Annotated in this window: 27 protein-coding genes; all 27 read left to right on the forward strand. The window is 56.3% G+C overall.

What is annotated here, in order from left to right:
* Nucleotides 1-20: 20 nt before the first annotated feature.
* The 27 genes from HNR64_RS13470 to flhB all read left to right on the forward strand — a co-directional run bounded on the left by HNR64_RS13470 (nucleotide 21) and on the right by flhB (nucleotide 24,474).
* A complete protein-coding gene (locus HNR64_RS13470; RefSeq protein WP_420853752.1) occupies nucleotides 21-1,085 on the forward strand; it encodes a flagellar basal body P-ring protein FlgI in 1,065 nt (354 codons plus the stop codon).
* On the forward strand, nucleotides 1,086-1,502 hold the full coding sequence (locus tag HNR64_RS13475; protein WP_204996961.1) for a rod-binding protein: 417 nt from the start codon (nucleotides 1,086-1,088) through the stop codon (nucleotides 1,500-1,502).
* A gap of 1 nt (nucleotide 1,503) precedes the next feature.
* The gene (gene flgK / locus HNR64_RS13480; RefSeq protein ID WP_204996962.1) at nucleotides 1,504-3,390 is read left to right on the forward strand and encodes a flagellar hook-associated protein FlgK; all 1,887 of its coding nucleotides are present in this window, start codon (nucleotides 1,504-1,506) and stop codon (nucleotides 3,388-3,390) included.
* Nucleotides 3,391-3,402: 12 nt separating this feature from the next.
* Nucleotides 3,403-4,596, forward strand: a complete 1,194-nt coding sequence (flgL, locus tag HNR64_RS13485; RefSeq protein ID WP_338061859.1) for a flagellar hook-associated protein FlgL — start codon at nucleotides 3,403-3,405, stop codon at nucleotides 4,594-4,596.
* Between the two features lie 241 nt (nucleotides 4,597-4,837).
* On the forward strand, nucleotides 4,838-6,271 hold the full coding sequence (locus HNR64_RS17410) for a flagellin (protein ID WP_204996963.1): 1,434 nt from the start codon (nucleotides 4,838-4,840) through the stop codon (nucleotides 6,269-6,271).
* Between the two features lie 127 nt (nucleotides 6,272-6,398).
* Nucleotides 6,399-6,848 (forward strand): flagellar protein FlaG, encoded by a 450-nt coding sequence (locus tag HNR64_RS13495; protein WP_204996964.1) that lies wholly within the window; start codon nucleotides 6,399-6,401, stop codon nucleotides 6,846-6,848.
* Nucleotides 6,849-6,983: 135 nt separating this feature from the next.
* Nucleotides 6,984-8,378, forward strand: coding sequence for a flagellar filament capping protein FliD (fliD, locus tag HNR64_RS13500; RefSeq protein WP_204996965.1), 1,395 nt, complete (start codon nucleotides 6,984-6,986; stop codon nucleotides 8,376-8,378).
* 106 nt (nucleotides 8,379-8,484) lie between these two features.
* Nucleotides 8,485-8,916, forward strand: a complete 432-nt coding sequence (gene fliS / locus HNR64_RS13505; RefSeq protein WP_204996966.1) for a flagellar export chaperone FliS — start codon at nucleotides 8,485-8,487, stop codon at nucleotides 8,914-8,916.
* Nucleotides 8,917-9,273 (forward strand): flagellar protein FliT, encoded by a 357-nt coding sequence (fliT, locus tag HNR64_RS13510; protein ID WP_204996967.1) that lies wholly within the window; start codon nucleotides 8,917-8,919, stop codon nucleotides 9,271-9,273.
* A 269-nt stretch (nucleotides 9,274-9,542) separates the two neighbouring features.
* Nucleotides 9,543-10,607: a sigma-54 interaction domain-containing protein gene (locus HNR64_RS13515; RefSeq protein ID WP_239547853.1), complete on the forward strand. Its 1,065-nt coding sequence runs from the start codon at nucleotides 9,543-9,545 to the stop codon at nucleotides 10,605-10,607.
* A 309-nt stretch (nucleotides 10,608-10,916) separates the two neighbouring features.
* A complete protein-coding gene (locus HNR64_RS13520; protein WP_204996968.1) occupies nucleotides 10,917-11,093 on the forward strand; it encodes a hypothetical protein in 177 nt (58 codons plus the stop codon).
* A complete protein-coding gene (locus HNR64_RS13525) occupies nucleotides 11,090-12,040 on the forward strand; it encodes a sigma-54 interaction domain-containing protein (protein ID WP_204996969.1) in 951 nt (316 codons plus the stop codon). The genes HNR64_RS13520 and HNR64_RS13525 overlap by 4 nt, the downstream gene beginning before the upstream one ends.
* A gap of 12 nt (nucleotides 12,041-12,052) precedes the next feature.
* A complete protein-coding gene (gene fliE, locus HNR64_RS13530) occupies nucleotides 12,053-12,394 on the forward strand; it encodes a flagellar hook-basal body complex protein FliE (protein ID WP_027872879.1) in 342 nt (113 codons plus the stop codon).
* 36 nt (nucleotides 12,395-12,430) lie between these two features.
* Nucleotides 12,431-14,056 (forward strand): flagellar basal-body MS-ring/collar protein FliF, encoded by a 1,626-nt coding sequence (fliF, locus tag HNR64_RS13535; protein WP_204996970.1) that lies wholly within the window; start codon nucleotides 12,431-12,433, stop codon nucleotides 14,054-14,056.
* On the forward strand, nucleotides 14,049-15,077 hold the full coding sequence (fliG, locus tag HNR64_RS13540) for a flagellar motor switch protein FliG (protein WP_204996971.1): 1,029 nt from the start codon (nucleotides 14,049-14,051) through the stop codon (nucleotides 15,075-15,077). Before fliF ends, fliG begins: the two co-directional genes overlap by 8 nt.
* Nucleotides 15,078-15,101: 24 nt before the next feature.
* Nucleotides 15,102-15,791, forward strand: coding sequence for a FliH/SctL family protein (locus HNR64_RS17220; protein WP_204996972.1), 690 nt, complete (start codon nucleotides 15,102-15,104; stop codon nucleotides 15,789-15,791).
* Nucleotides 15,772-17,169 (forward strand): flagellar protein export ATPase FliI, encoded by a 1,398-nt coding sequence (gene fliI / locus HNR64_RS13550; protein WP_204996973.1) that lies wholly within the window; start codon nucleotides 15,772-15,774, stop codon nucleotides 17,167-17,169. Before HNR64_RS17220 ends, fliI begins: the two co-directional genes overlap by 20 nt.
* A 31-nt stretch (nucleotides 17,170-17,200) precedes the next feature.
* Complete coding sequence (gene fliJ / locus HNR64_RS13555) at nucleotides 17,201-17,650, forward strand: flagellar export protein FliJ (protein WP_204996974.1); 450 nt, start codon at nucleotides 17,201-17,203, stop codon at nucleotides 17,648-17,650.
* Between the two features lie 242 nt (nucleotides 17,651-17,892).
* Nucleotides 17,893-19,083, forward strand: coding sequence for a flagellar hook-length control protein FliK (locus tag HNR64_RS13560; protein WP_204996975.1), 1,191 nt, complete (start codon nucleotides 17,893-17,895; stop codon nucleotides 19,081-19,083).
* Nucleotides 19,084-19,427: 344 nt separating this feature from the next.
* On the forward strand, nucleotides 19,428-19,880 hold the full coding sequence (locus HNR64_RS13565; protein ID WP_204996976.1) for a flagellar basal body-associated FliL family protein: 453 nt from the start codon (nucleotides 19,428-19,430) through the stop codon (nucleotides 19,878-19,880).
* 10 nt (nucleotides 19,881-19,890) lie between these two features.
* Entirely contained in the window at nucleotides 19,891-20,844 is a 954-nt protein-coding gene (locus HNR64_RS13570; RefSeq protein WP_204996977.1) for a flagellar motor switch protein FliM, read from the forward strand.
* A 9-nt stretch (nucleotides 20,845-20,853) separates the two neighbouring features.
* A complete protein-coding gene (fliN, locus tag HNR64_RS13575) occupies nucleotides 20,854-21,123 on the forward strand; it encodes a flagellar motor switch protein FliN (RefSeq protein WP_051170889.1) in 270 nt (89 codons plus the stop codon).
* Nucleotides 21,120-21,551 (forward strand): flagellar biosynthetic protein FliO, encoded by a 432-nt coding sequence (fliO, locus tag HNR64_RS13580; protein ID WP_204996978.1) that lies wholly within the window; start codon nucleotides 21,120-21,122, stop codon nucleotides 21,549-21,551. The genes fliN and fliO overlap by 4 nt, the downstream gene beginning before the upstream one ends.
* On the forward strand, nucleotides 21,541-22,287 hold the full coding sequence (gene fliP / locus HNR64_RS13585) for a flagellar type III secretion system pore protein FliP (RefSeq protein ID WP_204996979.1): 747 nt from the start codon (nucleotides 21,541-21,543) through the stop codon (nucleotides 22,285-22,287). Before fliO ends, fliP begins: the two co-directional genes overlap by 11 nt.
* Nucleotides 22,288-22,294: 7 nt before the next feature.
* Nucleotides 22,295-22,564: a flagellar biosynthesis protein FliQ gene (gene fliQ / locus HNR64_RS13590; RefSeq protein WP_027872870.1), complete on the forward strand. Its 270-nt coding sequence runs from the start codon at nucleotides 22,295-22,297 to the stop codon at nucleotides 22,562-22,564.
* Between the two features lie 7 nt (nucleotides 22,565-22,571).
* Nucleotides 22,572-23,348, forward strand: a complete 777-nt coding sequence (gene fliR, locus HNR64_RS13595; protein WP_239547870.1) for a flagellar biosynthetic protein FliR — start codon at nucleotides 22,572-22,574, stop codon at nucleotides 23,346-23,348.
* Between the two features lies 1 nt (nucleotide 23,349).
* A complete protein-coding gene (flhB, locus tag HNR64_RS13600) occupies nucleotides 23,350-24,474 on the forward strand; it encodes a flagellar biosynthesis protein FlhB (protein WP_204996981.1) in 1,125 nt (374 codons plus the stop codon).
* Nucleotides 24,475-24,484: the final 10 nt, after the last annotated feature.

The raw sequence follows: 24,484 nt of genomic DNA on the forward strand, positions 1-24,484 counted from the left end.
TGCTGGCAGTCGTACTTTTTATGCTGGCCGTACCCGCTTCAGCCGACCGCGTGAAAGACCTGGTCAATGTGGCCGGTGTGCGTGAAAACCAACTCGTCGGCTACGGCTTGGTGGTGGGATTAAGCGGCACCGGAGACCAGACCAGTCAGGCGCCGTTTACCATACAAAGCATTCGCAATATGTTGACCGGCTTTGGCGTTCGCGTTCCCGACAATGTGAACCCGCAGCTGAAAAATGTCGCGGCGGTAACCATTCACGCCAATCTTCCTGCCTTTGCCAAGCCGGGACAGACCATCGATGTGACGGTGTCATCGATCGGCAACGCCGCCAGCCTGCGCGGGGGCAGTTTGCTAATGGCGCCGATGATGGGCGCCGACGGCCAGGTGTATGCCGTCGCCCAGGGCAGCTTATTGGTCAGTGGGCTAGGGGTTGAAGGTAATGATGGCTCCCGCGTGACGGTGAACATACCCAGCGCTGGCCGCATCCCTAACGGCGCGATTGTCGAGCGACCTGCGCCGAGCCAAATGGCCAGCAATGGTGAGGTCATGCTGAATTTAAAAACGCCGGACTTCACCACTGCGCGTCGCCTGTCGGAAAAAATTAATGAGTTTTTTGGTGCCGGCACAGCCAGTGCAATGGACTCGGCGACGGTCAAAGTACTCGGCCCCTCCAGTGCTGACCGCCGCGTAACATTTATCTCCATGCTTGAAGAGCTTGAGGTCGATCCCGCCGAAGCCCGTGCCCGCGTGGTGGTTAATTCCCGCACCGGTACCATCGTGATTGGTGGCAATGTACGGGTGATGCCCACGGCGGTGACGCATGGCTCACTCACCGTGTCGGTGACCGAGCGGGTCGATATCAGTCAGCCCAATGCCTTTGCCGATGGCCAAACCGTTGCGGCCGGGCGCTCCAGTATTGATGTTGCAGAAAGCGGCTCGCGAATGTTTTTACTCGATGCCGGCGTCACCCTGGAAGAAATTGTTAAGGCGATCAATCAGGTCGGTGCGGCTCCCGGCGACTTGGTGGCGATTCTCGAAGCACTGAATCAGGCTGGCGCGCTGCGCGCCGAGTTGCTGGTGATTTAAATGGATATTTCAAAGGCGGGTAATTACCACGACTTCTCTGGCCTGGCTGCGCTGCGCAGTGAGGCGCAAGCCGACAGTGAACAGGCAATTGCGCCAGTGGCTCGCCAGTTTGAAGCACTGTTTTTACAAATGATGCTAAAAAGCATGCGCGACGCCGTGCCCGAGGGTGGGCTCTTCGACAGTAATGGCGGTGAGCTCTACCAGGAAATGCACGATAAACAGCTTTCCGTCACGCTCTCAGAGCAGGGCGGCATTGGCTTGGCCGACGCCATTGCACAGCAGCTCAGTGGCCGTGGTGTCGCCCCTGGCGCCGCGTTAACGGAGCAGGGCGCGCAACTTCGTCAGCAGCTGTTAACAAAAGCCGCTCAAGTGTCGCCGCAAACGGCCGATAACTTGGCAGCGAAACGAGGAATTTAACATGGCAGATATGTTGGGTAATGCGCTATCTGCTCTGGTGTCATATCAGCGGGCGCTGGCGACCACTAGCAACAATATCGCCAACGCCGACACAGAGGGCTATAGCCGCCAGCGGGTCGATTTTGCGACGCGAATCCCCCAGCAATCGGGTGACCTGTCTATTGGCTCCGGTGTGAAGGTGAGCGATGTACGCCGCGTATACGATGAGTTTGCCAACTTGCAAATGCGCAACGCTAGCGGCTCATTTAGCCAGCTCGATAATTTCTATCAATTGGCAACGCAACTGGATAACAGTCTGTCCGACCCGGAACTGGGGATCAGCGCCGCGCTATCGCGCTTTTATGACAGCGTGCAGAATCTTGCTGACGACCCCGCCTCAATTCCCTCTAGGCAATTGTTGTTGTCTGAAGCTGAGAGCCTCGGTGGTCGATTCGCTGAATTTTCGGCGCAACTGGAGGGGTTGAGCAAGGAGGTAAACGCGCGCATTCAGAGCGATGTGAACGATATTAATGACCTCGCTCAGGAGTTGGCCGACATCAACGGTTTGGTTGTCGAAGCGCAAGGAAAGTTTGGCGCTGCGCCCAATGACCTGCTCGACCAGCGCGATTTGGCCTTGCAGCGCCTGAATGATCTCGTTTCCATCAAGACAGTGGAGCAGGATGACGGCGCCACCAATGTGTTTATTGGCAACGGCCAATCGTTGGTGCTCGGCGAAGAGTCCCGGTCAATGACCACCACTCGCAGCCCTTTTGGTTCAGATCGGCTGGAGCTGGCGATGGCGTCGAGCCCACAGTCGCCGATCAGTGAGGTGCTTTCAGGCGGCAGTCTCGGCGCGTCGCTGAGCTTTCGGGACGGCCTACTCGATACCACAAAAAATGAACTTGGGCGCATTGCAACGGCGCTAACAACCTCACTCAATCAGCAAAATGGTCAGGGGCTGGATCTTGATGACAACCTGGGCGCGGATATCTTTAATACGTTGAGTCCGTCGGCAATTGCGGCCACCGGTAATGCGAGTAGCGCCCAGCTCTCGGCAACGATTGAAGACATTTCGGCCTTAGACGGCCGAAATCTGCTGGTGCAATTTGACGGGGCTGCCTGGTCGTTTCGCAATGCGGCCAATGGCCAACAAATTTCAGCCTGGAGTGGCAGCGGCACGGCGGCCGATCCCTTTCTGATTGATGGCGTGTCGCTGACCTTGGACGCCCCAGCGGCGGCGGGGGATCGCTTTTTGGTGACGCCGACCGCCGATGCCGCCGCGCAGGTATCGGTGATAATGAGTAACCCGGCGCAGCTGGCGGCTGCGGCGCCAACGCGCAGCGGCGCTGACGGCGCCAATACCGGCGCAGCGCAAATTACCGAAACGCGTATTGTCGATGCCAGCGATCCAAACTTGTCGGCCAGCGTTGCCATTGAGTTTTTGGATGCGAATACCTACCAAATTAATGGCAGCGGCAGTTTTAGTTACAGCCCCGGCGCAGAGATTGTCGTCAACGGCAATGCCGTGGCGATTACCGGTAGCCCCATTGCCGGTGATCGTTTTTACATTGAGGCCAACAGCGGGGCGAGCGGCGATAACCGAAATATGCTCGCCATGGCCGCCGTGGAAGACAGCAAACTGTTAGATGGCGGCGCCAGCAGTGTACAAAACGCGGTGAGCGGCTTGGTTGGTGATATTGCGGTGGCCACGCGCAGCGCGGAGCTGAACCGAGACTCACAGGAAAACCTGCTTCGTCAGACCCGAGAAAATGTCGAAGCCATCTCCGGCGTCAATCTCGATGAGGAGGCGGCCAATTTGTTGAAATATCAGCAGGCTTATCAGGCGGCTGCTCAGGCAACGAGTATCGCCAATCAATTATTCCAGAGCTTGATTAGCTCGTTTCGCTAGTGGGGGAGTAGGGTGAGAATTTCCACAGCGCAAATTTATGCCGGCGGCTTGAGTGCGATGCTCGAACAGCAGAGCAAGCTGCTTGATACCCAAACCCAGCTCGCGACCGGGGAAAAGCGCCTGTCGCCCGCCGACGACCCAGTGGGCGCCGTACGCAGCCTGGAACTCAGTCGCTCGCTGGACCGCAGCGAGCAGTTTCAGCGCAATGCAGTGATCCTGGACAACCGGCTGCGCATGGAAGAGTCCACCCTGGCGGAGAGCGTTGAAATTATGCAGCGGGTGCGCACCCTGGCCCTGCAGGCGAATAACGCCAGCCAGGACAATGATTCGCGAATGGCCATTGCTCGAGAATTAGAACAACAAGTCGACAGCTTGTTGGCGCTGGCCAATACCCGCGACAGCGACGGCCGCTATATCTTCTCCGGCTATCAGCAGGACACCCAGGCGTTTAGCCGAGATGTAAACGGCTTTCGTTACAATGGCGATGACGGCCAGCGTTTACTCCAGGTTGGGGCGAACCGCCAGCTGGCAGATACCAGCCCGGGCTCGGAGCTATTCACCGGTATTGCCAATGGCAATGGCCGTTTTCAGGCTATTGCAGGGGCTTCGAATACCGGCCAGGCGGTGATCGATGCGGGCGCTGTCAGCGATCAGCAGCTGTATAACGGCGATGCCATCGATATTGTTTTTATCGCGCCAGATCAATATGAGTTGCGTGACAGCTCCGCTGCAGTTATTGCAACGGCCAGCTATCGCAGTGGTGATAGTATCGATGTTGCAGGTATGACGGTGAGTATTCAGGGTGAGCCTGCGGCGGGAGACAGCTTCTCACTGCGTGCCAGTGAGGCCGAAGACGTGTTCTCAATGGTTGCCAATTTAGCGCAAACGCTTGCCGAGCCCCGCAGCGGCAGCGCCAGTCGCGCACTGCAAACTTCGTCGATAAACGGCGCCTTGGCGAACATTGACCAAGCCCTCGACCATCTTATCGCCAAGCAGGCGGACAGCGGTGCCAGAATGCAGGCGCTGGACCGGCAGCGCGAGGTGAATGAAAGCGTGAACCTGCAGGTTCAACAGAACCTGAGTGTGATTAATGACCTAGACTACGCCGAGGCGGTATCGCGGTTTGAGCAACAGCGCCTCGGTTTGCAGGCGGCTCAGCAAGCCTTTGCGAAAGTTCAGGGATTGTCATTGTTTAACTACCTTTAAGGCCTAGCGCCCCCAGAATTTTGGAAAATGCCAATGGCGGTAAAGCCCCGCCGTTGGCTGACTACGTAGCCCTACCTAGCTTCTCCTTCCTTTACTACGTAATTATCCGTAGAGAGCAAAAAAAACCTAAAGTTCGCTACGCCAGAGCCGTTATATAGGCTGAAAGCAACGCGCAGTCACTGCGGCTGGGCAAGATTAAAGACTAGCGTCTTTACCGAAATAAAGTGGAAGGAGAGTCATCATGGCCCTTAGCATCAATACAAATGTTGCCTCGTTGAACGCCCAGAGAAACCTGTCGCGCTCACAGGAAACCCTGAACACCTCACTGCAGCGCTTGTCTACAGGTCTGCGTATCAACAGCGCGAAGGACGATGCTGCCGGTCTGGCCATCTCCACCCGCTTTACTACGCAAATCAATGGTTTAGACCAAGCTGTGCGCAACGCCAACGACGGTATCTCACTGGCTCAAACTGGTGAAGCGGCGCTGGACGAAATCACTAACAACCTGCAGCGCATCCGCGAGCTAGCTGTTCAATCTGCCAACTCTACGTATTCGGCTTCTGACCGCGCGGCACTGGATGCAGAAGTTCAGCAGCGATTGGCGGAAATTGATCGTATCGGTAGCCAGACCAGCTTCAATGGCCAAAAAATTCTCGATGGTAGCTTTGGCAACGCCACTTTCCAAGTAGGGGCGAATGTTGGTGAAACCATCAGTGTTAACCTGACTAGCGGTGTGAAAACCAGCCAAATGGGCCAAATTGCCACCGCGACAAATACTGTCACTGCAGGTGCTTTGTCTGCTGGCGACTTGACACTGACTGTTGGTGACGGCGATACGGTAAGCGTAGGAGCTTCCAGTGCTGGTACCAAAGGTATTGACGGAACTCTGACCGAAGGTGGTCAGGCTGCTTCCAGTGCCTATGCCAAAGCTGAAGCGATCAATGCAGCGGGTATTTCCGGCTTGAGCGCGCTAGCGAGCACCGAAGCGACAATTGCTTTTGTCGATATCACTAGTGCTGGTGGTGCGGGTACGTACAGCTTGCAGATCAATGACGTGGATGTCTTCGACAATGCTGTGGTGTCTGCAACCTTTGATATCGACGATGTTGCTGCGGCAATCAACGCCAAGTCTGGCGAGCTGGGTATTTCAGCTGAAGTAGACGGTACGGATATTGTGCTGACGGCAGCGGATGGTCGTACCATTCAAATTGATGAAACGACAGGCGGAGATACTGCTGGCGGTGTGGGCGACTCGACCAACTACGGTGAAATCACGTTGGCTGCTTCTGAAGTCATTACTGTTGCGGGTTCTGCGCCAGGTACCACCGGCTTCTCAGCAGGCTCTATTGCTTTGAGCTCGGCTACCCTGTCCTCGACAAGTGTTTCCGATGTTGATGGCGCGAATGACGCTATCCAGCGCGTCGATGCGGCTCTGACGTCAGTCAGCAATTTGCGTAGTGACTTCGGTGCGGTACAGAATCGCTTTGAATCCACCATAACCAACCTGCAGACGATCTCTGAGAACCTGTCAGCGTCACGCGGCCGGATTCTGGATGCAGACTTCGCTGCAGAGACGGCTAACTTGACCAAGGCGCAGATCCTCCAGCAGGCCGGCACTGCGATCCTTGCTCAGGCAAACTCACTGCCCCAGGCAGCCCTGAGTCTGCTCCAGTAAGTCGCAAACCGCCCGCTCGAATGAGCGGGTAATTTGGCCCCGCACCGGGTGATGTATTTCGAATAAGGGCCGCAAGGCCCTTTACGTGCTTCGCAAAATCGGTGACGGGCTGAAAAGGTGAATGCATATGGATACCAGTCTGAATCTAGCAAGTGTTCGCAGTGTGGTTAGCCCCCTTACCGACGGGGTGGCAAAGCGCCCAGACAGCGGCAGAGGCTTACCTGCTAACGGACAAAGTTTGCCGCCTTCGGCGGTACCGCGCGGGGTGACTTCGGCAAATCCGGATAGCAAAGAAGGCGAAGAGCTGAGCAGAATAGCAAAGGCACTCGTTGCAGAATTTGACCCAGCAGAGCGTATCGAGCGCACTGAGCAGGCCCTGGAAAAGCTGAATGAGATCATGCGTGATCGCGAGCGAGACCTTGAGTTCTCTATCGATGAAGTGACCGGTAGAACCATTTTAAAGGTCATCCATGCAGAGTCGGGTGAGGTGATTCGGCAGATTCCGCCGGAAGAACTATTGAATATCACGCGCACGTTTATAGAAGGCACGGGAAGTTTAATTAACGACGAAGCCTAGAGCCCGGCTTATGGCGCGAAGCTTGCTTTGCTTCAGTAACGCGTCTCGGTGGTGTGGGGTATTGGCGCCGCCAAGGGCAAAACAAACAGCGCGAGCTTCGGTGCAAATCGCCGAAGCCGCAAGGCAGGAGGTGACATGGCGTCGCTCACCGTATCCGGGGCGGGCTCCGGTTTAGATATCAACAGCATTGTCTCGCAATTGGTAGAGGCAGAGCGTGCGCCGCAAGCGAATCGCCTGGCGTCAAAGGAAGCACGCATTCAGGCGCAGCTTTCCGCCTTTGGTACACTGAAATCCTCCCTGGAATCGTTTCAAAGCAGCCTGACCAAGCTGCAGAATGTCGACACCTATAATCAGCGTTCCTCCTCGCTCCCCTCGGATAGCCCCTTTAGTGTTTCCGTTGATGATACTGCTGCGGCCGGCAGCTACGAGGTAAGTGTCGAGCAACTTGCTACCAGAAATAAGATCGCATCCACCGCTTATGCCGACGCCCAGACCAGTGTCGGTACCGGCACGCTCAACATTACCGTAAACGGCGAAAGTTTCAGTGTCGATGTTGAAAGCGGCAGTGACTCGCTAGAAGCCATTCGCGCGGCGATTAATGATGCCGAGGACAATGTTGGCGTATTGGCAAGTATTGTAAATGATGAAAATGGCGCGCAGTTGGTCTTAACCAGTGATAACAGCGGCGTGGAAAATGCCATTGCGGTAAGCGTGACCACCGATCTTGCTGATACCGGTGACCTCAGTCAGTTGAGCTACGACCCCAATGCCGGCAGCAACCCCATGATCGAAAAGGTTGCCGCACTGGATTCCATCATCGAGGTTGACGGGTTTACGCAAACCAGTTCAGATCTCACCGTTGCGGGCATGATTGAAGGGGTCACTTTCAATCTCAGCGAAGCGCGCCCCGGCGAAAAAATTAATGTAGACGTCAGCCTCGACACCAACGCGGTCAAGCGGGCGGTAGAGGGCTTTGTCAAAGCCTACAATAATCTAAACACCACACTGAATGACCTGACAGCTTACGACCCGGAGGCCAATACCGCCGGTCTTTTACAAGGTGATTCGACGACGCGTGAGATCGCCACGCGGCTGCGCAGTGAAATCGGCTTAAACGTTGGCAGTATCAGCGGCGATATCAACTCTCTGGCACAAATCGGCATTACCACGGGTGACAACTCGCTGCTGGAGATTGACAGTGATGAGCTCGGCGACGTTATCAGTAGCAATTTTTCGGCGATTCAAAATCTTTTTGCCAACGACGACGGCTATGCAAATCGCTTAGATGACACTCTCGAGCGTTACACCCAGGGCGGGGGTATCTTAGATGTTCGTACAGAGGGCCTGAGTGGCCAAATTGAACGGATTAACGATCAGCGAGAAGCGCTTGATCGCCGCATTGCCTCGGTGGAGGAGCGCTACTTCAAACAGTTTACGGCGCTGGATAGCCTACTGGGGCAATTGACCAGCACCGGCGATTTCCTGACACAGCAATTGGCGAACCTGCCGGGCAGTGTCAAACAGGACTAGCATAGGTAGATTCCGAGGGCGGCTTTTAGCAAAACACCCTAAAGCGCCGTCGTGATATGCCGATAACTTGGATAGATCATCGGCAAGCAAGGCAAGAGGATAAAAAATGAGCTATTCAGCAGGTCGGGTTAGTCAAGCTTATGCCAGTGTTGGCACACATAGCCAGGTTGAGGCGGCCAGCCCTCATCGGCTTATTCAGTTATTGATGGACGGCGCGTTAGACAGACTTGCGCTGGCGCGGGGGCAAATACAGCGGGGAGAAATTTCGCTTAAGGCAAATAGCATTAGCCGAACCATGTCGATTATCGACGGCTTGCGTTTAAGTCTCGACCACAGCGTAGACAGTTCATTGAGCGAAAACCTCGAGGGTCTATACGACTACATGAATCGTCGTCTGCTATTGGCTAACGTCAAAAACGATACAGAGGCTTTAGACGAGGTATCAGGCTTGCTCCGCGAGTTAAAAGAGGCCTGGGATGCGATTCCTGATCCTACCCGCGAAAGCACAGCGTACTCAGCGGGCGAGGCGGTCGTATAAATGGCGGTGCCAGCAGACATTGACGCCCTTCGTGCTGCGGAGCTGTTAAGCCCGCGTCAACAGCAGCTTCGCGAGCTACTGCTTATGACCGAAGAGATTGGTTCTCTGGCGGAGCAGGGTGAGTGGAACGAGGCCCTGTCTCGCCAGCGCGACCGGCGGCTGGCGATGGAAGCCTTTTTTGCACAGGCCTGCAGTGCTGAAGAATCCGGGCTGGTTGCGCAGGTGATACAGCATATTTTGACGATTGATGACAACGTCTCCACTGCGCTGGCCAACAAACGCAATACGCTGAGCCACAAGCAGCTCGAGCATCGGCGGAAGGCCCAGAATGTGGGGCGCTACCTGTCAAATTGTTAGCGCCTTCCCACCACGCGTCTCTCGACGGCCGTTAGCGGGCAGCGCCGAGAGCGCTCCTCTCGCCACTTTCACAAGTGGCACGCTCTGCGACTCCGTACTTCTACTAACCTAGAGCTATTACGTATTAACAGCTCCGCTGGCCTCTCGCATTATGGTGACCACGCGGGTGGCAAATCGATCTTAGGTTCGTGCTTAATCCGCCACCATAGGTAGCGTTTTCGGAGACCCTCCGGCTACATCCACAATAACGAGTTCTAGTGAAGACGCTTATGGCATCACAAGCAGAACAATTCGGGGGTAGCGGGCCAGCGCCGTCTCGTATTATGCGGGCGCTGGATATTCTGATTAAACAGGTCGCTGAGTTCGACACCTTAGTGTTGATTCGCGGTGAATCAGGCAGCGGTAAGGAAGTGGTCGCGCGTAAGATCCACGAGTGTTCAGATCGCGCGGGTAAGGCCTTTATTCCTGTGAACTGCGGCGCCATCCCCGCTGACTTGCTCGAAAGCGAACTTTTCGGCCACGAAAAGGGTGCCTTTACCGGCGCAGTAGCCAATCGCCAGGGCCGTTTTGAAATGGCAGAGGGTGGCACCTTATTCCTCGATGAAATTGGCGATATGAGCTTGCCAATGCAGGTGAAGCTGCTTCGCGTTTTGCAGGAGCGTTGTTACGAGCGTGTTGGCAGCAATGAAACGCGCAAGTGCAATGTACGCATTCTCGCTGCGACTCACCGCAACTTGGAGTCGATGGTCGACGAGGGCACCTTCCGTCAAGATTTGTTCTTCCGGCTCGATGTTTTCCCTATAGAAGTTCCCTCTTTGCGTCAGCATCCGGAAGATATTGAAATGCTGACCAGAAACTTCGCTGAGCGCTTGACTGAGCGCGGCATGAAACCGCCCAGTTTTTCAGCCAGTGCATTGCGAGCCTTGCAGCGTTATAACTGGCCTGGCAATGTGCGCGAATTAGAGAACCTGGTGGAGCGCTTGGCCATCACTCACGGTGGGAAGCGTTTAGGCGTTAACGACCTGCCCGCCAAGTACCGCTTTGAGCTTGTCGACGACGATGGTGATCAGCCAGTCAACGAGCGCGAAGATCAAGACGTGCTGATGGAGCTATTGCTTCAGCGCGAAGACGACGATCCGCTCACCGCTAATGCTGGCGCAACGCTTCCTGAGGAAGGTATTGACCTAAAGCATCATCTTCAGGAATTGGAGCAGGCCTTCATTAACCAAGCTCTTGAGCGTGAGCAAGGCGTGATCACCCGCGCTGCGCAGTTATTAGGATTGCAGCGCACCACGCTGGCAGAAAAAATGAAGAAAATGGGTATTAGCCAGTAGGCTATTCTCTCGACAGAGCGCCTATGTTTCCTCGATGAGAGGTAGTCGCTTGATAACTCCCATCACTACTTTTTATCTTCCCTTCTTTACATCAATGCTGCGAATAGCGGTATCGAAATATTTTTCCTAACGCGGCGGAGTAGGCGCATTTATTTCGCCTGCCACAAGCTTGTCGCTACGCCTGTTTTTCGCCTGCCAAAATATTGTCGATTCAGTGTTTTAATGTCCTAAATTATTGAAAAATATAATTAAAATTTGTTGGTATGGCTGTTGCATTATACCCCCTGAGTTAAACGATAGGGCAGTAACATGGCAGAAATACTCACATTCGGTTCCTCAGCGTCTCCTGCGACAGAGTCCCTCGCGATAGAGGCCTGCATGCGCGAGTTCGCGTCAACGCGTGTATTCCTGGAGCATTGCCATGCGACCTTGCCCGGTGTTGTCGGTGCTCTGCATCGTCGCATCGATGGGGGGGAAGCGAAATGAAACAGTTAATCGCCAAAGACCCCGCATCAATTGCTGTTCGCGATCTGGCGACGCGCGTTGCCAGGACGGATGCCACGGTATTGATTTGTGGGCAGAGCGGCGTCGGCAAGGAAGTTTATGCCCGCTACATACATGCGCAATCGCGCCGTGCTGAGGGCCCCTTTGTTGCGGTGAACTGCGCCGCGATTCCGGAAAACATGCTCGAGGCCATGCTGTTTGGTTATGAGAAGGGCGCGTTCACCGGGGCGATAAGCAGCCACGCGGGCAAGTTTGAGCAAGCCCAGGGCGGAACGCTGCTGCTGGATGAAATCTCTGAAATGGATATTGGCTTGCAGGCCAAGTTATTACGTGTGCTGCAGGAAAAGGAAATTGAGCGCCTGGGTAGCCGACGAAGTATGAACCTGGACGTGCGCGTTATCGCGACCACTAACAGGGATCTGCGTGAGGCCGTATTGGCCGGCGAGTTTCGCGAGGACCTCTTTTACCGCTTGAATGTTTTTCCCCTTTGCCTGCCCTCCCTGTGTGAGCGCCGGGAAGATATCTTGCCGCTGGCCGAACACTTTCTCGAGCGCGATGAGTCTATAGACAGTGCGCAGTCGGTGCTCACTCACGATGCCCGCGAAAAACTACTTAGCTACGCGTGGCCGGGCAATGTTCGCGAGCTCGACAACGTTATTCAGCGGGCGTTGATTTTGCGCCAAGACCACCGTATTAGCGACAGAGATATCCAGTTTGAGCAGGGTATGCAGCTGTTTTCCACGGCGACGACTGGCAGCGCCAGCGCGCCGTTGGATGGTTTTATGCGAGATCAGGAACGCCAGAGAATTAGCGACGCCCTGCGCCAGGGCCGCTCAAAGAAAGAAGCGGCCGAAATTCTCGGTATTAGCCCGCGCACCTTGCGCTACAAATTAGCCCGGCTGCGCGAGCAGCAATGCCTGCAAGGTTAATGGAGAGTTGTCATGTCAGACGGAATGAAAGTTGACTCTATCCTCAACCAGATACGTGCGCTGCGCGAGCAAAGCGCGATGCCCGGTGCCGCCGATGTGCGGGATCCGGGTCGCATTGATGCAGCACCGAAGGTCGATTTTTCGCAGATGTTGCAGCAGTCACTTCAGGGGATTAACCAAACTCAGGCGAACGCCAGCCAGTTGGCAACGGCGTTTGAGCGCGGCGACCCGAATGTCAGCATCACAGAGGTGATGGTGAATATGCAAAAGGCCCAAGTCTCGTTTAAGGCCGCGGTGGAAGTGCGAAATAAGGTCGTTGACGCCTATAAAGAAGTGATGAGGATGTCAATGTGACAACGAGCGTGCTGCGTGTAAGAAAGGGTTTGAGTCATGGCTGATTCGCAAAGCATTTCTGTTAACAGTGTGTTGCAAAGCGCCGCCAAAAACGACGTGCTGCGTCAGCTGCTGATTCTGGTCGGTATCGCCGCTAGTGTTGCGCTGGGTGTTGCAGCAGTGTTGTGGTCGCAAAGTGGTGACTATCGTGCGTTGTACTCCTCACTACCGCCGGAGCGCGCATCGTCGGTTGTCGATGCGCTGAATGTGGCGGGAATTCCTTATCGTATTCAGGATTCAACCGGCGCAATAATGGTTCCAGCGGAGCAAATTTATGACGCGAGAATCCGTCTTGCCGGACAAGGCCTGGGTAAAGACGGCAGCGGTATGGCCATGCTGGAGAAGGAGCAGGGCTTTGGCGTTAGCGAATTTATGCAGTCAAAAAAATACCACTACGCGCTGGAGCAGGAGCTCGCCAGTACGATAGAAAGCCTGCAGCAGGTGCGCAGAGCTCGGGTGCATTTGGCGATCCCCAAGCAATCGGTATTTGTGCGTGACCGCAAAGCGCCGAGCGCATCGATTATGTTGGATGTGTACCCCGGCAGCGAAGTCTCTAAACGCAATGTCTCGGCCATTATCAATCTGGTGGCGAGCAGCATCGGTGGCTTGAATGCCGAGGATGTCACCGTGGTGGATCAGCTGGGGCAGCAGCTCAATGAAAGCCGCAGTGATGGTGACCAACTGGAACTGAGTGATAGGCAGTTCACCTATCGCCGTCGCATTGAGCAGGCGTACGAAGAGCGGATCGCCGATTTGATCCGGCCCATCGCCGGCTCCGGCCGCGTTAGGGTAACGGTTGCCGCGGATGTGGATTTCAGCAGTGAGCAGGAAAGCCGGGAAAGCTGGAACCCCGACCGACAGGTGGTGCGCAGTGAACAGATTAACGAACAGCTCAATGGCGGCGCCGCCCAGGGGCGCGGTGTGCCGGGTGCTCTGTCGAATCAACCGCCGCCGGCGGGCGTAGACGGCGAGGGCGGTGAGCAGGCGAATGCTGACGCCGGTAATCGCTCGGTTATTCGCAACTACGAAATCGAGCGGGTGCTTGCCCATAGCAGTAACCCAAGCGGCAGCTTGAAGAAACTCTCGGTCGCGGTGCTGGTGGACAATCACCGCCGCGTCAACGAGGCAGGGGAAGTCGTCGTGGAGCCCATGACCAACCCAGAACTTGAGCGCATGACGTTATTGGTGAAAGACGCCGTGGGCTTCGAAGAACAGCGCGGCGATCGGGTGACGGTGATGGCGGCAGATTTTCGCGAAACCGTAACCTTCGACGAAGAGGCGACGGGTCCTGCGATCTGGGAGCAGCCCTGGTTTGCGAATTTGGTGCGGCAGGTGTTGGTTGGCGTTGCCTTGCTATTCATCGTGTTTGCAGTGCTGCGGCCCAGCGTGAAAACCTTACTGCAACACAAGGCGCCCGCGCCGGTGGCGAGCACGGACGAGCCGGGAATAAGCGGCGAGCTGCAACAGCAGCCGGTGGCTGCTCTTGGGGCGCCGAACGCGGGGGGCTACCCTCAAGGCATTAGCTTTGAGCAGCAGTTAGGCGATGTTCGTGGAATGGTTGAAGAAGATCCGCGCCGCGTGGCGCAGGTCGTTAACAGATGGGTGACTGAAGACAATGGCTAATGCAAACGCCAGTGGCGCGACGGCGGCGCCAGCAATTCCCGGCTGTGAAAAGGCTGCGTTGTTATTGCTAATGATGGGCGAGAGCTACGCGGCCAAGGTGCTGCAACATATCTCGCCCGACGATGTCGAGCGTATCGGTTCGGCAATGGCAAATATTAAACGTGTTGATAACCAGCGAGCGGTGGAGGTTGTTAAGGACTTCCACGAGAGTGCGGCGTCTGAAAATTCGCTCGCGGTTGGCGTTCAGTCCTATGTTCGCAAGATGTTCACCAATGCCTTGGGTGAGCAAAAAGGCGGCAGTTTGGCCAAGCGCGTACTCGGCGACGAGGCTGGCAGTGAGATGGATGAACTGCGCTGGGTTGAGCCTGAAGCACTGATGCAAATGCTCAAAGACGAACACCCGCAAATGATCGCCATTACCCTCGCTCATCTGGAGCAGGAGCAAGCAGGAAAAGTACTGGCGCAGTTTCCCGAGGCGGTGCAAAACGATGTGGTGTATCGCGTCGCGAATATGAAAACGATTCCCGATGCGGCGATGACCCAGCTGCAAAATGTATTGAAGAAAAAACTGTCAGTAACGGCCAAATTAAAGAGCCGGGATATCGACGGCGCGGCGGCAGCGGCGGGCATTATCAACGGCTTGGACAGCGACGCCGAGACACGCATTCTCGATAGTGTTGCAAAAAATAATCAGGAGCTGTCGACCAAGATTCAAGACCTGATGTTTGTCTTTAGCAACCTGATTAACATCAGTGACAAGGGCATGCAGCAGTTACTTCGTGAAGTGTCTTCTGACCTGCTGCCAATTGCCTTAAAAGGCGCCTCAGAAGAGGTGCGCGAAAAAATTCTGCGCAATATGTCCAAGCGCGCACGAGAGATGTTAGTCGACGATATGGAAGCGCGTGGGCCAATAAAAATCAGCGAGGTTGAACAGGCGCAAAAAGAGATCCTCACGATCGCGCGTAGCCTGGCCGATAGCGGCCAAATTGATTTGGGTCGCGGCGGTGATGACTACATTTAAGCAGCGACAGGCTGAGGTGGAACGGTGACAGCGGGCTTCCAGCAATTTATTCCCAGAGACGTCGAGACGCCGGTGGCTGAGCCACCAGTCGACCAGACAACGCGACCAGCCAACAGTTGGCAGCTACCTGAAATGCGCGGTGGCGCCAGCAATCGTAGTCGGCCGGCCCCAGCGACTGACGCGCCAGCGGCGCTCGCCGATGAGGTCGTTGACGAGCTGGCCGCGCTGCGTGAGCAAGCGCGACAGGAAGGCTTTGCCAAGGGTGAGGCCGAAGCGCGTACGCTGCTCGCTGAACAGAGCCAACAACTGCAGTTGGCAATGGCGGCGCTGCGCGAGGCGCAGGCCTGGCTAGAGGGCGAGGTGCAACAAGAGCTCATATTGCTGGCCCAGGAGTTGGCGCAGGCGCTGATTGCGAAAGAGATCGACGCTGATCCCGAGATTGTAACCCTGGCGGTAGAGCGTGCCGTTGCCATGCTGCCCTCGGCTGAGGGACATATTCAGCTGCAACTGCACCCCGCGGATGCGCAGCTGCTCAGGGACCACGCGGCCGTTGCCGAGCCACTCGCAGCTGCTTGGGACATTAGCGAAGACGCTGATATTCGCCGCGGCGGCTGCGTGATCAAAAGCCGAACCTCGCAGGTGGATCAGCGCACCGACAAGCGCTTGCAGGCCTTGCTTGAACAGGTACTCATTGATGAATCTGGTCAAAACTAAAGTCGAAACACAGCACGCTCTGGTCTCGCAACTGCGTGGCTTGCGCGAGCGCTTACATCACATTGAAGACACCGAACCCGCCGCTGAAGGGCAGTTGCGGCGTATTGTTGGCACTTTGCTAGAGGCAGAAGGCTGCAAGGCCGCTATCGGTGCCTATTGCGAGGTGGAGACCCTCGACGGCCAGTGGCTGGAAACCGAAGTGGTTGGCTTTGCCAGCGATCATCTGTTGCTAATGCCCACCGGCGAACTCCGCGGGGTGATGCCCCACGCCCGGGTGAGGCCGATTCGTAAAAGCTCCAACATCGCCGTCGGTGATGGCCTGTTGGGCAGGGTGATCGACGGTGCCGGCGAACCGCTGGACGGTCGCGGCCCGCTGCGCTGCGAACAGCAGCGCCCGCTAAATTCTCCCCCGATCAATCCACTGGTCAGACGCCCCATACACCAGCCCCTGGATGTTGGCGTGCGAGCGATAAACGCCATGCTTACCGTGGGGCAGGGGCAGCGACTGGGCCTGTTTGCCGGCAGTGGTGTGGGTAAGAGTGTGCTGCTGGGAATGATGACGCGTTACACCAATGCAGATGTAGTGGTGGTTGCCCTGATCGGTGAGCGCGGGCGCGAAGTGAAGGATTTTATCGACAATATTCTCGGTGGCGATGAAATGCGCAAAGCGGTGGTGATCGCAACACCTGCCGACCACCCGCCGCTGATGCGTTTGCGGGCAGCGTGGCTGGCCAGTGCGGTGGCCGAACACTTTCGCGACCAGGGTAAGCAGGTGTTATTACTGATGGATTCGCTAACGCGCTTCGCGCAAGCTCAGAGGGAAATTGCCCTGGCGACCGGAGAGCCGCCGGCTACAAAGGGCTACCCGCCATCGGTGTTTGCTCGCTTGCCTGCCCTCGTAGAACGGGCAGGTAATGGTCGAGAGGGTGGTGGCTCCATTACGGCGTTTTATACCGTGTTGGCAGAAGGGGATGATCAAAACGACCCCATTGTCGATTCTGCCCGGGCAATTTTGGATGGGCACATTGTGCTGTCCCGAAGTTTGGCGGATGCGGGGCATTTTCCCGCGATTGATGTAGAGCGTTCGGTGAGCCGCGCAATGAACGACATCACCGACAAGGCTCATCAGTCGATGGTGCGTCAGCTGCGGCAGCTGATTTCGCTGTACCAGCAAAATCGCGACCTGATTAGCATAGGTGCCTACCAGCGTGGTACCGACAGTCGAGTCGATCAGGCAATAGCGCTGTGGCCACGCATACAGGCGTTTTTGCAGCAGGATTTTGATGAGTCGGAGGGCTTTGACCAATCCCTCGATAAACTCGCTGAAATTGTCACCTTCAATGATGACAGCAATATGCAGGACACTATCGTTCAATAGTGCACTGCGCCGGTAACCGGGGACGTTCGCTATGAGTCATGCCAAGAAGTCACAACGCCTCAAGCCCGTGCAGGAATTTGCCGAGCGCGAAGAGCAGGAAGTGGCGCAGCGCTATGCCGCGGTTCAACAGCAGCATCAGCAACAGCGAGATAAATTGACCGAGCTACAGCAGTATTACGACGATTACCGTCGCTCGACGGAAAGTCGTCACTGTGACCTTAAACATCTCCAGGAAAGCCGTTTGTTTCTCTCCCGCCTGGCTCAGGCCATTCGTCAGCAGAGCGATACAGTGGCGCGCTGTGCCGCGCAGCTCGACGACATACGCCAACAGTGGATGACTGCGCGCCAACACAGTATGAGCATGGAGCAGCTGCTGGAGCGTTATAAGCGCGTCGAGCGTCGAGAACAGGATGCCCGCGAGCAGCGAGAGAGTGATGAGCTGTCATCGCAACGCTTCGTGTGGCGCCAGCGTCACGCCTAATCTGGACGGGCCAGTCAGCCTTACTATTATTCCCCTCTATCCTACCCCTTGCTCGGGCTTTGATACTCGCGCCAGCCAATCACTTTGCGGAGCCATTGTGCGCGGTATGCCGAAAGTCCGCATTGGCACATCAATTGCTGTAATCCACTCAGTGACGATAACTTGGCAGCCGCCATTATCGCTGTGTCGACGCCATGCGGGACGTTTCCGCGCAGGGCTATCGGACAAAATGGGATGAAAATATGAATACTGTACAGGCCATTTTTGCATCACTTACCCCATCTGCTACGGGAACATCGCCGGACCTGGAGGGCCTGCCTCTGGCCGACGGCGACGCCTCGCCACTAGCGGCTTTCAGCGATTTACTAGCCGCGCAGCAAGCTCCTGACGCGCCGATAGAGGGAATTAGTTTTGACCATTTGTCCGCCCAGGCGCTGGCGCGATTGGCGGGTGACGAGGCCGAGCTGCCGAGCCCTCAGGATGAACGAGTTCAGTCGGCCGATTTACTGAAGACCGACAGCGGGGAGGGCGGCCAGCCCTTGCCGCTAATCGGCCAGCCCTTGCCGCAGAGCAGCAGCGTGCTGCCGCCGCAGTTATCCGCTTTTGGCGCGGTGGCTGAAGCAATTCGCAGCCAGCGTCCTGTTACGCAGAATATAGAGGCGCAAGTGGTCGATGCAGCAAGTATCTCGCCCAGTGCGCCGGTTAGCCCATCGCCCGGTGCATTGCAGGCCAAACCGCAAATACCCAGTGTTGTCATAGCTGCGGACCCGGCTGCTCAACATGCTGCAGCGTCAATGGCGTCGGCGCCCTTGGTGAATGCGCCAGTGACGCCGCGCATCGCCAGCGCGCCACCGGCCATTGAGGTCGCGAGTGTCGAAGCGGGTGCCGACAGCCTGGAGTTTGCGGATCTGACGCGGCAGTTAACTATTCGACCAGCGCCGCCAGCAGATCGGGCCGCCGTACAGTTCACCATTAGTCAAAACCCCATTGACGACCCCGCGTGGAGCCAAGCGGTGGCATCGCGCATACAGTGGATGGGCAGTACCGGAACGCAAACCGCACAACTGCAGCTGAACCCGGAGGAGCTGGGAGGCATCCACGTGCAGTTGAGTATGCAGGGCGACAAGGCGTCGGTGCAGTTCCAAGCTCAGCACAGCGAAACCAGCGAGTTGATCGAACGTTTGATGCCGCGGTTAAGCCAGGCAATGGAACAACAGGGCATGCGCCTGGAAGAGGTCAAGGTGAGTCACCAATCCGCCTGGGCCGATGCACAGCAACAGCAGCAAAGTCAGCAGTTTTCTGACCGCGCTCAGCGCGGCGTGGTGCACTTCTCCGGCGATGCGGAACCCGCTAGTGAGCCAGAGGCCAGCCGAGAAGACAGCGCGCCTAGAAGAGCCCCAAGAGGGGATTCGGCGGTAGATGATTATGCGTAGCTAACCCCGGCCCAGCTAATACCGGTACAGCGAACCCCGGTATAGTTAATTCCGACTTAGCTCTCTCCGGCGTAGTGAATGCTAGCGCTGGATAATCTTCTCGCGCCTGTCTCCACCACTTAGGTATAGACAGGCGCCGATCTGTTTGAACGCCTTTTCTTCACTTGCCGCCAATGGGCGGCCGCTGGCCTGCCAAATTCTTGGCGCGAGGGCCAAAAGCTTGCTTAACCTAATGAAATAAAAGCAAAAAAATATCTGGCATAGCCTTTGCAATTTTCTCTCTACGCGACATGTATTCGTTGGTTTTTTGGCACCTCACCGGTGAGAGAGAAGGGCAAAACGCAATGTTTAAAAACAAATTCGTATTGATTGGCTTGGTCGTTGTGCTGCTGGCGGCAACCGCAGGGGGAACGTGGTTTGTGATGCGCGGCAGTAATGAACCTGCTGCAGAGGCAGAAGCTGCCGCACCGGCCGTGAAGGCGCCGATCATTCACAGCTTGTCACCTTCATTCGTGGTCAATCTCTTTAATGAGCGGTCTACGCGCTTCTTGCAGGTAGACGTTGAGGTTATGAGCCGCGATGAAGAAGTGATCTCAAAACTTGAAGACTACGAAGTTCGCATTCGCCACGAACTCATCATGATGTTCAGCAGTTTGACGAAGGAAATGATTAACAGCCTCGAAGGCCGCAAGGAAATACAGGCCAAGACAGTGGCGACCATCAACAGTGTGCTCGAAGCGGAAACCGGCAAGGGCGGCATTGAAGATGTGTATTTCACCAAATTTGTGATGCAGTGAGGGCGCTGCCATGAGCGGTGTACTGGACCCCGAAGAACTCGAAGCGCTGATGGACGAAGAGCCAAAGGCGAGCGATGACGGCAAATACAACCTCGCGCGACAGGATTACGCCGTTCAGCGCCTGATCCCCACCTTGTCGCTCATTCAATCCCAATTTGGTAACGCGGCGGTTGAGCGCGTGCGAGAGTTTGTTAGCAGCGTTGAGAGCATTCGCACCGATCGCATTACGGTGATGAAATTCGACGAGCTGCAAAACACGCTACCCGCGCCCTGCAGCATTTCATTGATCTCGGGTATGCCGCTGAGCAGCGACTTGTTGATTGCCTTTGAATCGGAGCTGGTCTTTAACCTGGTGGATCGCTATTTCGGCGGTCATGGCGGCGAAGCCGATGCCGCGCGGGAGCAGTTTTCCACATCCGAAATCAGCTTTATGGAAATTCTGGTCGGCGCATTGCTACCGGATATCGCGGTGGCGTGGAAGTCGGTGATGAAGTCTGCCCCCGCCGTGTCCAGCCAGTGTACCGACCCGCGCTTACTCGAAGGCTTTAACGAAGCGGACTCACTGGTCGCGACACGATTTGAGGTTTCCATTGGCGAATTTACCGGCGGGCTGTGGTCGGTGGTGCCCTGGAGCGCCATTGATGCCGTACGCGACAGCCTGGCAGACAGCGGCGCATCCACAGGCAAGAAGCCCGCTAGTGAAGAGTGGCGCAGCCGTCTTTCGCAGCGGGTGGAGGAGGTGCCGGTTGAGCTGGTTGCCCAGCTTCCCAAAACGCAGCTGAGCCTCCAGCGTGTTGCAAACCTTAAGAAAGGCGATGTGATCCCGCTGGTCAGTGCCGAGGATGTGCTGCTCTGCGTGGCCGGGCAGGCGCTATTGAAAGGGCATTTTGGCAGTCACCAAGGTCAACTGGCCGTGCAGATTACAGGTTCTGCCAGCGCCAAAAAACCGATGCAGGAAGGGTAGGAAAGGACTATGGCAAACGATTTGAATCTGGACAAAATCCTCGACGTCAATGTGGATGTATCGGTGGAAGTCGGCCGGACGCGCATGAGCATTCGGGATATCAAAGCGCTCAATCAAGGCGCGATTATCGAACTGGACCGGGCAGCCGGCACCCCCTTGGACGTGCTGGTAAATGGCACCTTGGTGGCGCGTGGTGAGATCGTCGTGGTCAAAGAGAAATTTGGCATCATGCTGACTGAGGTGCTCGGGCAGGATGATGAGGAGGAGGCGGCGTCATGATCCGCGCCCTCATGCTTCCCGTCGCGCTCGCAACGCCGGTTTGGGCTGAGGAGACCCAGGCGCCTGCCGCGGTAAATTTGCCCATTGCCGGCGGTGAAGACGTGATTGGGTTGCTGGGCAGCCTGATGCTGATGGCGGCCCTGCTAATAGCGGGGATGTGGTTTTTGCGCCGTTTGCGCGCCGCACAGGCGCCCAAGTTAAGTGGTATTGCTGTGGTGTCGCAAATCCCCCTTGGCGTAAAGGAAAAGCTGTTGGTTGTGCAGGTGGGCGATCAGAGTTTGCTGGTGGGGTGTACGCCCTCGTCAATGCAAACCTTGCACAGCTGGCCGACGGCGGAGCTGCCGGATGCGGAGAAAAGCAAGGACTTCGCCGCGCTACTCAAAGAAAAAGCGGGCCATCTTCGCGAGGGTTTCAGCCATGCGCCTTAAGCCCCTGTTATTCCTCCTTGCTCTGACAATCCCCTCGCTGGCCTTAGCGTCTGACCCCCTGTCTCTGTCGGCGGTGAATAGCACGCCCAATGCGGCAGGCGGGCAGGAGTACAGCGTGTCGCTGCAGTTGCTGGCGATAATGACGGCGCTGACCATGCTGCCGGCGCTATTGCTGGGAATGACGGCCTTTACTCGCATCATGATCGTGTTGTCGATTTTGCGTCAGGCGCTGGGCACCGGGCAAACGCCGTCGAATCAGGTGCTGTTAAGTCTCGCGCTGTTTCTTACCCTGTTCATTATGTATCCGGTGGGCGAAGTTGCCTATACCCAGGCGATCGGCCCCTACATCGCCGAAGAAATGCCGTTTCAGGAAGCGGTCACACAGGGCTTTGCGCCATTTCGCGAATTCATGCTCAGCCAGACTCGCGAAGATGACATCGCACGCTTTGCTGCGATTGCCGGCCACGAGGCGTATCAACAGCCCGAAGATGTACCCTTCACCGTGTTGATGGCGGCGTTTTTAACCAGCGAGCTAAAAACGGCGTTTCAAATTGGCTTCCTCGTGTTCATTCCCTTCGTTGTTATCGACCTGGTTGTGGCTAGTGTGCTGATGTCGATGGGGATGATGATGCTGTCGCCGATGATGATTTCGCTGCCTTTCAAAATCATGTTGTTTGTCCTGGTCGATGGCTGGAGCCTGATTATGGGTTCGCTGGCAGCCAGTTTCTTCCGGTGAGGTGCCTATGAATCCCGATACGGTTATTGAATTGGGTCGCCAGAGCATGAATATCACCGTGCTGTTGGCGGCGCCATTGTTGCTGGCAGCCCTGGCGGCCGGCCTGTTGATCGGTATGTTTCAGGCGGCGACACAAATTCAGGATATGACCCTGAGTTTTATCCCGAAGCTGGTGGTGCTGGTGGCGGTGTTGGGGATAACCGGCCCGTGGATGCTGCGGCACTTGCTCGATTACACCCGCCAGCTGTTTGAAATGATTCCGGTCTTAGTGGGATGAACGCGTGATGATTGCGGTCAACGAGGCGCAAATATTATCGTGGATGGCCAGCCTGTGGCTGCCATTTGCGCGGGTGAGTGGCGTTATGCTCACCGCGCCGCTGTTTAGCGCTTCCTACATCCCCAATCGCGCTAAGGCACTGTTCTGCGTGGTGCTATGCATGTTGCTGCTGCCGGTATTACCGCCGATGCCAGCGATTAATATTCTCAGTATTGAGGGCATGCTGATACTGAGCAACGAGTTGCTGATTGGCCTGTGCATTGGCTTTATTGTGCAGTTGGTTTTCGACGGCATTATTTTGGCTGGGCAATTGACCGCCAACGGCATGGGCCTGGGTTTTGCGATGATGGTCGACCCGCAACGCGGTATTCAGGTGCCGGTGCTGTCCCAGTATTTGCTGATCATCTGCATGTTGTTGTTTGTTGCGCTGGAAGGTCACTTGGACCTGATCAGCTTGTTGGCACGCAGCTTTGAAATCTGGCCCGCAGGCGGTCGCCTGGTCTCGCCGGAGTCGCTAAGCGTTGTCTACCAATGGGGCAGCGAGTTGTTTTCGGCGGCGGTGCGCGTGTCTATCCCTGCGGTCATTGCCCTGCTGGTTGTACAGGTTGCCGTCGGCGTGATCAGCCGTGCAGCGCCGACCCTCAACTTGTTTGCCGTGGGTTTCCCGTTGGCCATGCTTATGGGCTACCTGATTGTCGATCAATTAATCCCGAATTTACTTCCGGTTCTCAGCCAGTTGCTTGATCGCGCGCTGGCCCAGCTGTCACTGTTTATAGGGGGCTGACATGGCAGAGAATCAGGACGGACAAGAACGCACAGAAGAGGCCTCCGCCAAGAAACTGGCCGATGCCCGCAAAAAAGGCCAGGTTGCTCGCTCCAAGGAATTAGCCACGATGATGGTCACCATGGCCGGTGCGCTCATGCTGATTGCCACAGGAGGGCAACTGGCGCAGTCCATGCAGGGCATTATGCGCGGTAGCTTCTCACCGTCGTTTTTGCTCAGCCCCACGGAAAGCCTTCCCAGCCAACTCTACGGGTTGTTGGTGCATGGGCTGCTGTCGATCTGGCCGCTGATGTTGGCGACCCTGTTGGCGGCCATTATCGCCAATGTGGTGCTGGGCGGCTGGACCTTCAACCTGAGTTTCAAGTTCGATCGCCTCGACCCGGTCAAGGGGCTGGGCAAGCTGTTTTCCGTGCGCAGCCTGGGCGAGCTGGTGAAGTCCATTGCCAAAATGGCCTTTATCGGTCTGGCCGCCTTCTTAGTGCTGCAATTCATGGCCGAGGATATTCTCGGCCTGGGTTTGCAAGACCCTCGGCAGAGTATTGCCAACAGTGCGGCCTTGCTGGACTGGTTCTTTCTTATTGTCAGTTTGCCCCTGGTGGTTATCGCCGCGATCGATGTGCCCTGGCAGCTCTGGAATTACAAGAAGGAACTGCGCATGACGCGCCAGGAAGTTCGCGATGAGCACAAAGAGTCAGATGGCCGCCCGGAAGTGAAAGCCAAGCTTCGGGAGATGCAGCAGGCCGCGGCGCGTCAGCGCATGATGGAGAAAGTGCCAACGGCCGACGTGGTCATTACCAACCCAACCCACTTCGCCGTGGCGCTGCGCTACGACGAAGCCCGCTCTTCCGCGCCGGTGTTGGTGGCCAAAGGCGCCGATCAGGTCGCCGCGCGAATTCGCGAACTGGCCAAGGACAATGCGGTAACCATCGTGGAATCACCGCGATTAGCCCGGGCGGTATTCGCCAGTACAGAGCTGGATGCAGAAATTCCTGCCGGGCTGTATTTGGCGGTCGCGCAAATATTGACCTACGTCTATCAACTGCGCAGCTGGCAGACCATGGGTGGTGAATACCCTGCGGCGCCCGAGCCTGAAATAGATGATGTGTATTTAAAGGATCTGCTCTAGGGCAGTGATC

The sequence above is a fragment of the Spongiibacter marinus genome, from assembly GCF_016906995.1.
Lineage (GTDB): Bacteria > Pseudomonadota > Gammaproteobacteria > Pseudomonadales > Spongiibacteraceae > Spongiibacter > Spongiibacter marinus.

What these genes read in the sequence shown, in the direction of transcription:
- HNR64_RS13470 (WP_420853752.1), top strand. Translation starts at nt 21, where the DNA reads ATGCTGGCCGTACCCGCTTCAGCCGACCGCGTGAAAGACCTGGTCAAT.
- HNR64_RS13475 (WP_204996961.1), top strand. Translation starts at nt 1,086, where the DNA reads ATGGATATTTCAAAGGCGGGTAATTACCACGACTTCTCTGGCCTGGCT.
- flgK (WP_204996962.1), top strand. Translation starts at nt 1,504, where the DNA reads ATGGCAGATATGTTGGGTAATGCGCTATCTGCTCTGGTGTCATATCAG.
- HNR64_RS17410 (WP_204996963.1), top strand. Translation starts at nt 4,838, where the DNA reads ATGGCCCTTAGCATCAATACAAATGTTGCCTCGTTGAACGCCCAGAGA.
- HNR64_RS13495 (WP_204996964.1), top strand. Translation starts at nt 6,399, where the DNA reads ATGGATACCAGTCTGAATCTAGCAAGTGTTCGCAGTGTGGTTAGCCCC.
- fliD (WP_204996965.1), top strand. Translation starts at nt 6,984, where the DNA reads ATGGCGTCGCTCACCGTATCCGGGGCGGGCTCCGGTTTAGATATCAAC.
- fliS (WP_204996966.1), top strand. Translation starts at nt 8,485, where the DNA reads ATGAGCTATTCAGCAGGTCGGGTTAGTCAAGCTTATGCCAGTGTTGGC.
- fliT (WP_204996967.1), top strand. Translation starts at nt 8,917, where the DNA reads ATGGCGGTGCCAGCAGACATTGACGCCCTTCGTGCTGCGGAGCTGTTA.
- HNR64_RS13515 (WP_239547853.1), top strand. Translation starts at nt 9,543, where the DNA reads ATGGCATCACAAGCAGAACAATTCGGGGGTAGCGGGCCAGCGCCGTCT.
- HNR64_RS13520 (WP_204996968.1), top strand. Translation starts at nt 10,917, where the DNA reads ATGGCAGAAATACTCACATTCGGTTCCTCAGCGTCTCCTGCGACAGAG.
- HNR64_RS13525 (WP_204996969.1), top strand. Translation starts at nt 11,090, where the DNA reads ATGAAACAGTTAATCGCCAAAGACCCCGCATCAATTGCTGTTCGCGAT.
- fliE (WP_027872879.1), top strand. Translation starts at nt 12,053, where the DNA reads ATGTCAGACGGAATGAAAGTTGACTCTATCCTCAACCAGATACGTGCG.
- fliF (WP_204996970.1), top strand. Translation starts at nt 12,431, where the DNA reads ATGGCTGATTCGCAAAGCATTTCTGTTAACAGTGTGTTGCAAAGCGCC.
- fliG (WP_204996971.1), top strand. Translation starts at nt 14,049, where the DNA reads ATGGCTAATGCAAACGCCAGTGGCGCGACGGCGGCGCCAGCAATTCCC.
- fliI (WP_204996973.1), top strand. Translation starts at nt 15,772, where the DNA reads ATGAATCTGGTCAAAACTAAAGTCGAAACACAGCACGCTCTGGTCTCG.
- fliJ (WP_204996974.1), top strand. Translation starts at nt 17,201, where the DNA reads ATGAGTCATGCCAAGAAGTCACAACGCCTCAAGCCCGTGCAGGAATTT.
- HNR64_RS13560 (WP_204996975.1), top strand. Translation starts at nt 17,893, where the DNA reads ATGAATACTGTACAGGCCATTTTTGCATCACTTACCCCATCTGCTACG.
- HNR64_RS13565 (WP_204996976.1), top strand. Translation starts at nt 19,428, where the DNA reads ATGTTTAAAAACAAATTCGTATTGATTGGCTTGGTCGTTGTGCTGCTG.
- HNR64_RS13570 (WP_204996977.1), top strand. Translation starts at nt 19,891, where the DNA reads ATGAGCGGTGTACTGGACCCCGAAGAACTCGAAGCGCTGATGGACGAA.
- fliN (WP_051170889.1), top strand. Translation starts at nt 20,854, where the DNA reads ATGGCAAACGATTTGAATCTGGACAAAATCCTCGACGTCAATGTGGAT.
- fliO (WP_204996978.1), top strand. Translation starts at nt 21,120, where the DNA reads ATGATCCGCGCCCTCATGCTTCCCGTCGCGCTCGCAACGCCGGTTTGG.
- fliP (WP_204996979.1), top strand. Translation starts at nt 21,541, where the DNA reads ATGCGCCTTAAGCCCCTGTTATTCCTCCTTGCTCTGACAATCCCCTCG.
- fliQ (WP_027872870.1), top strand. Translation starts at nt 22,295, where the DNA reads ATGAATCCCGATACGGTTATTGAATTGGGTCGCCAGAGCATGAATATC.
- fliR (WP_239547870.1), top strand. Translation starts at nt 22,572, where the DNA reads ATGATTGCGGTCAACGAGGCGCAAATATTATCGTGGATGGCCAGCCTG.
- flhB (WP_204996981.1), top strand. Translation starts at nt 23,350, where the DNA reads ATGGCAGAGAATCAGGACGGACAAGAACGCACAGAAGAGGCCTCCGCC.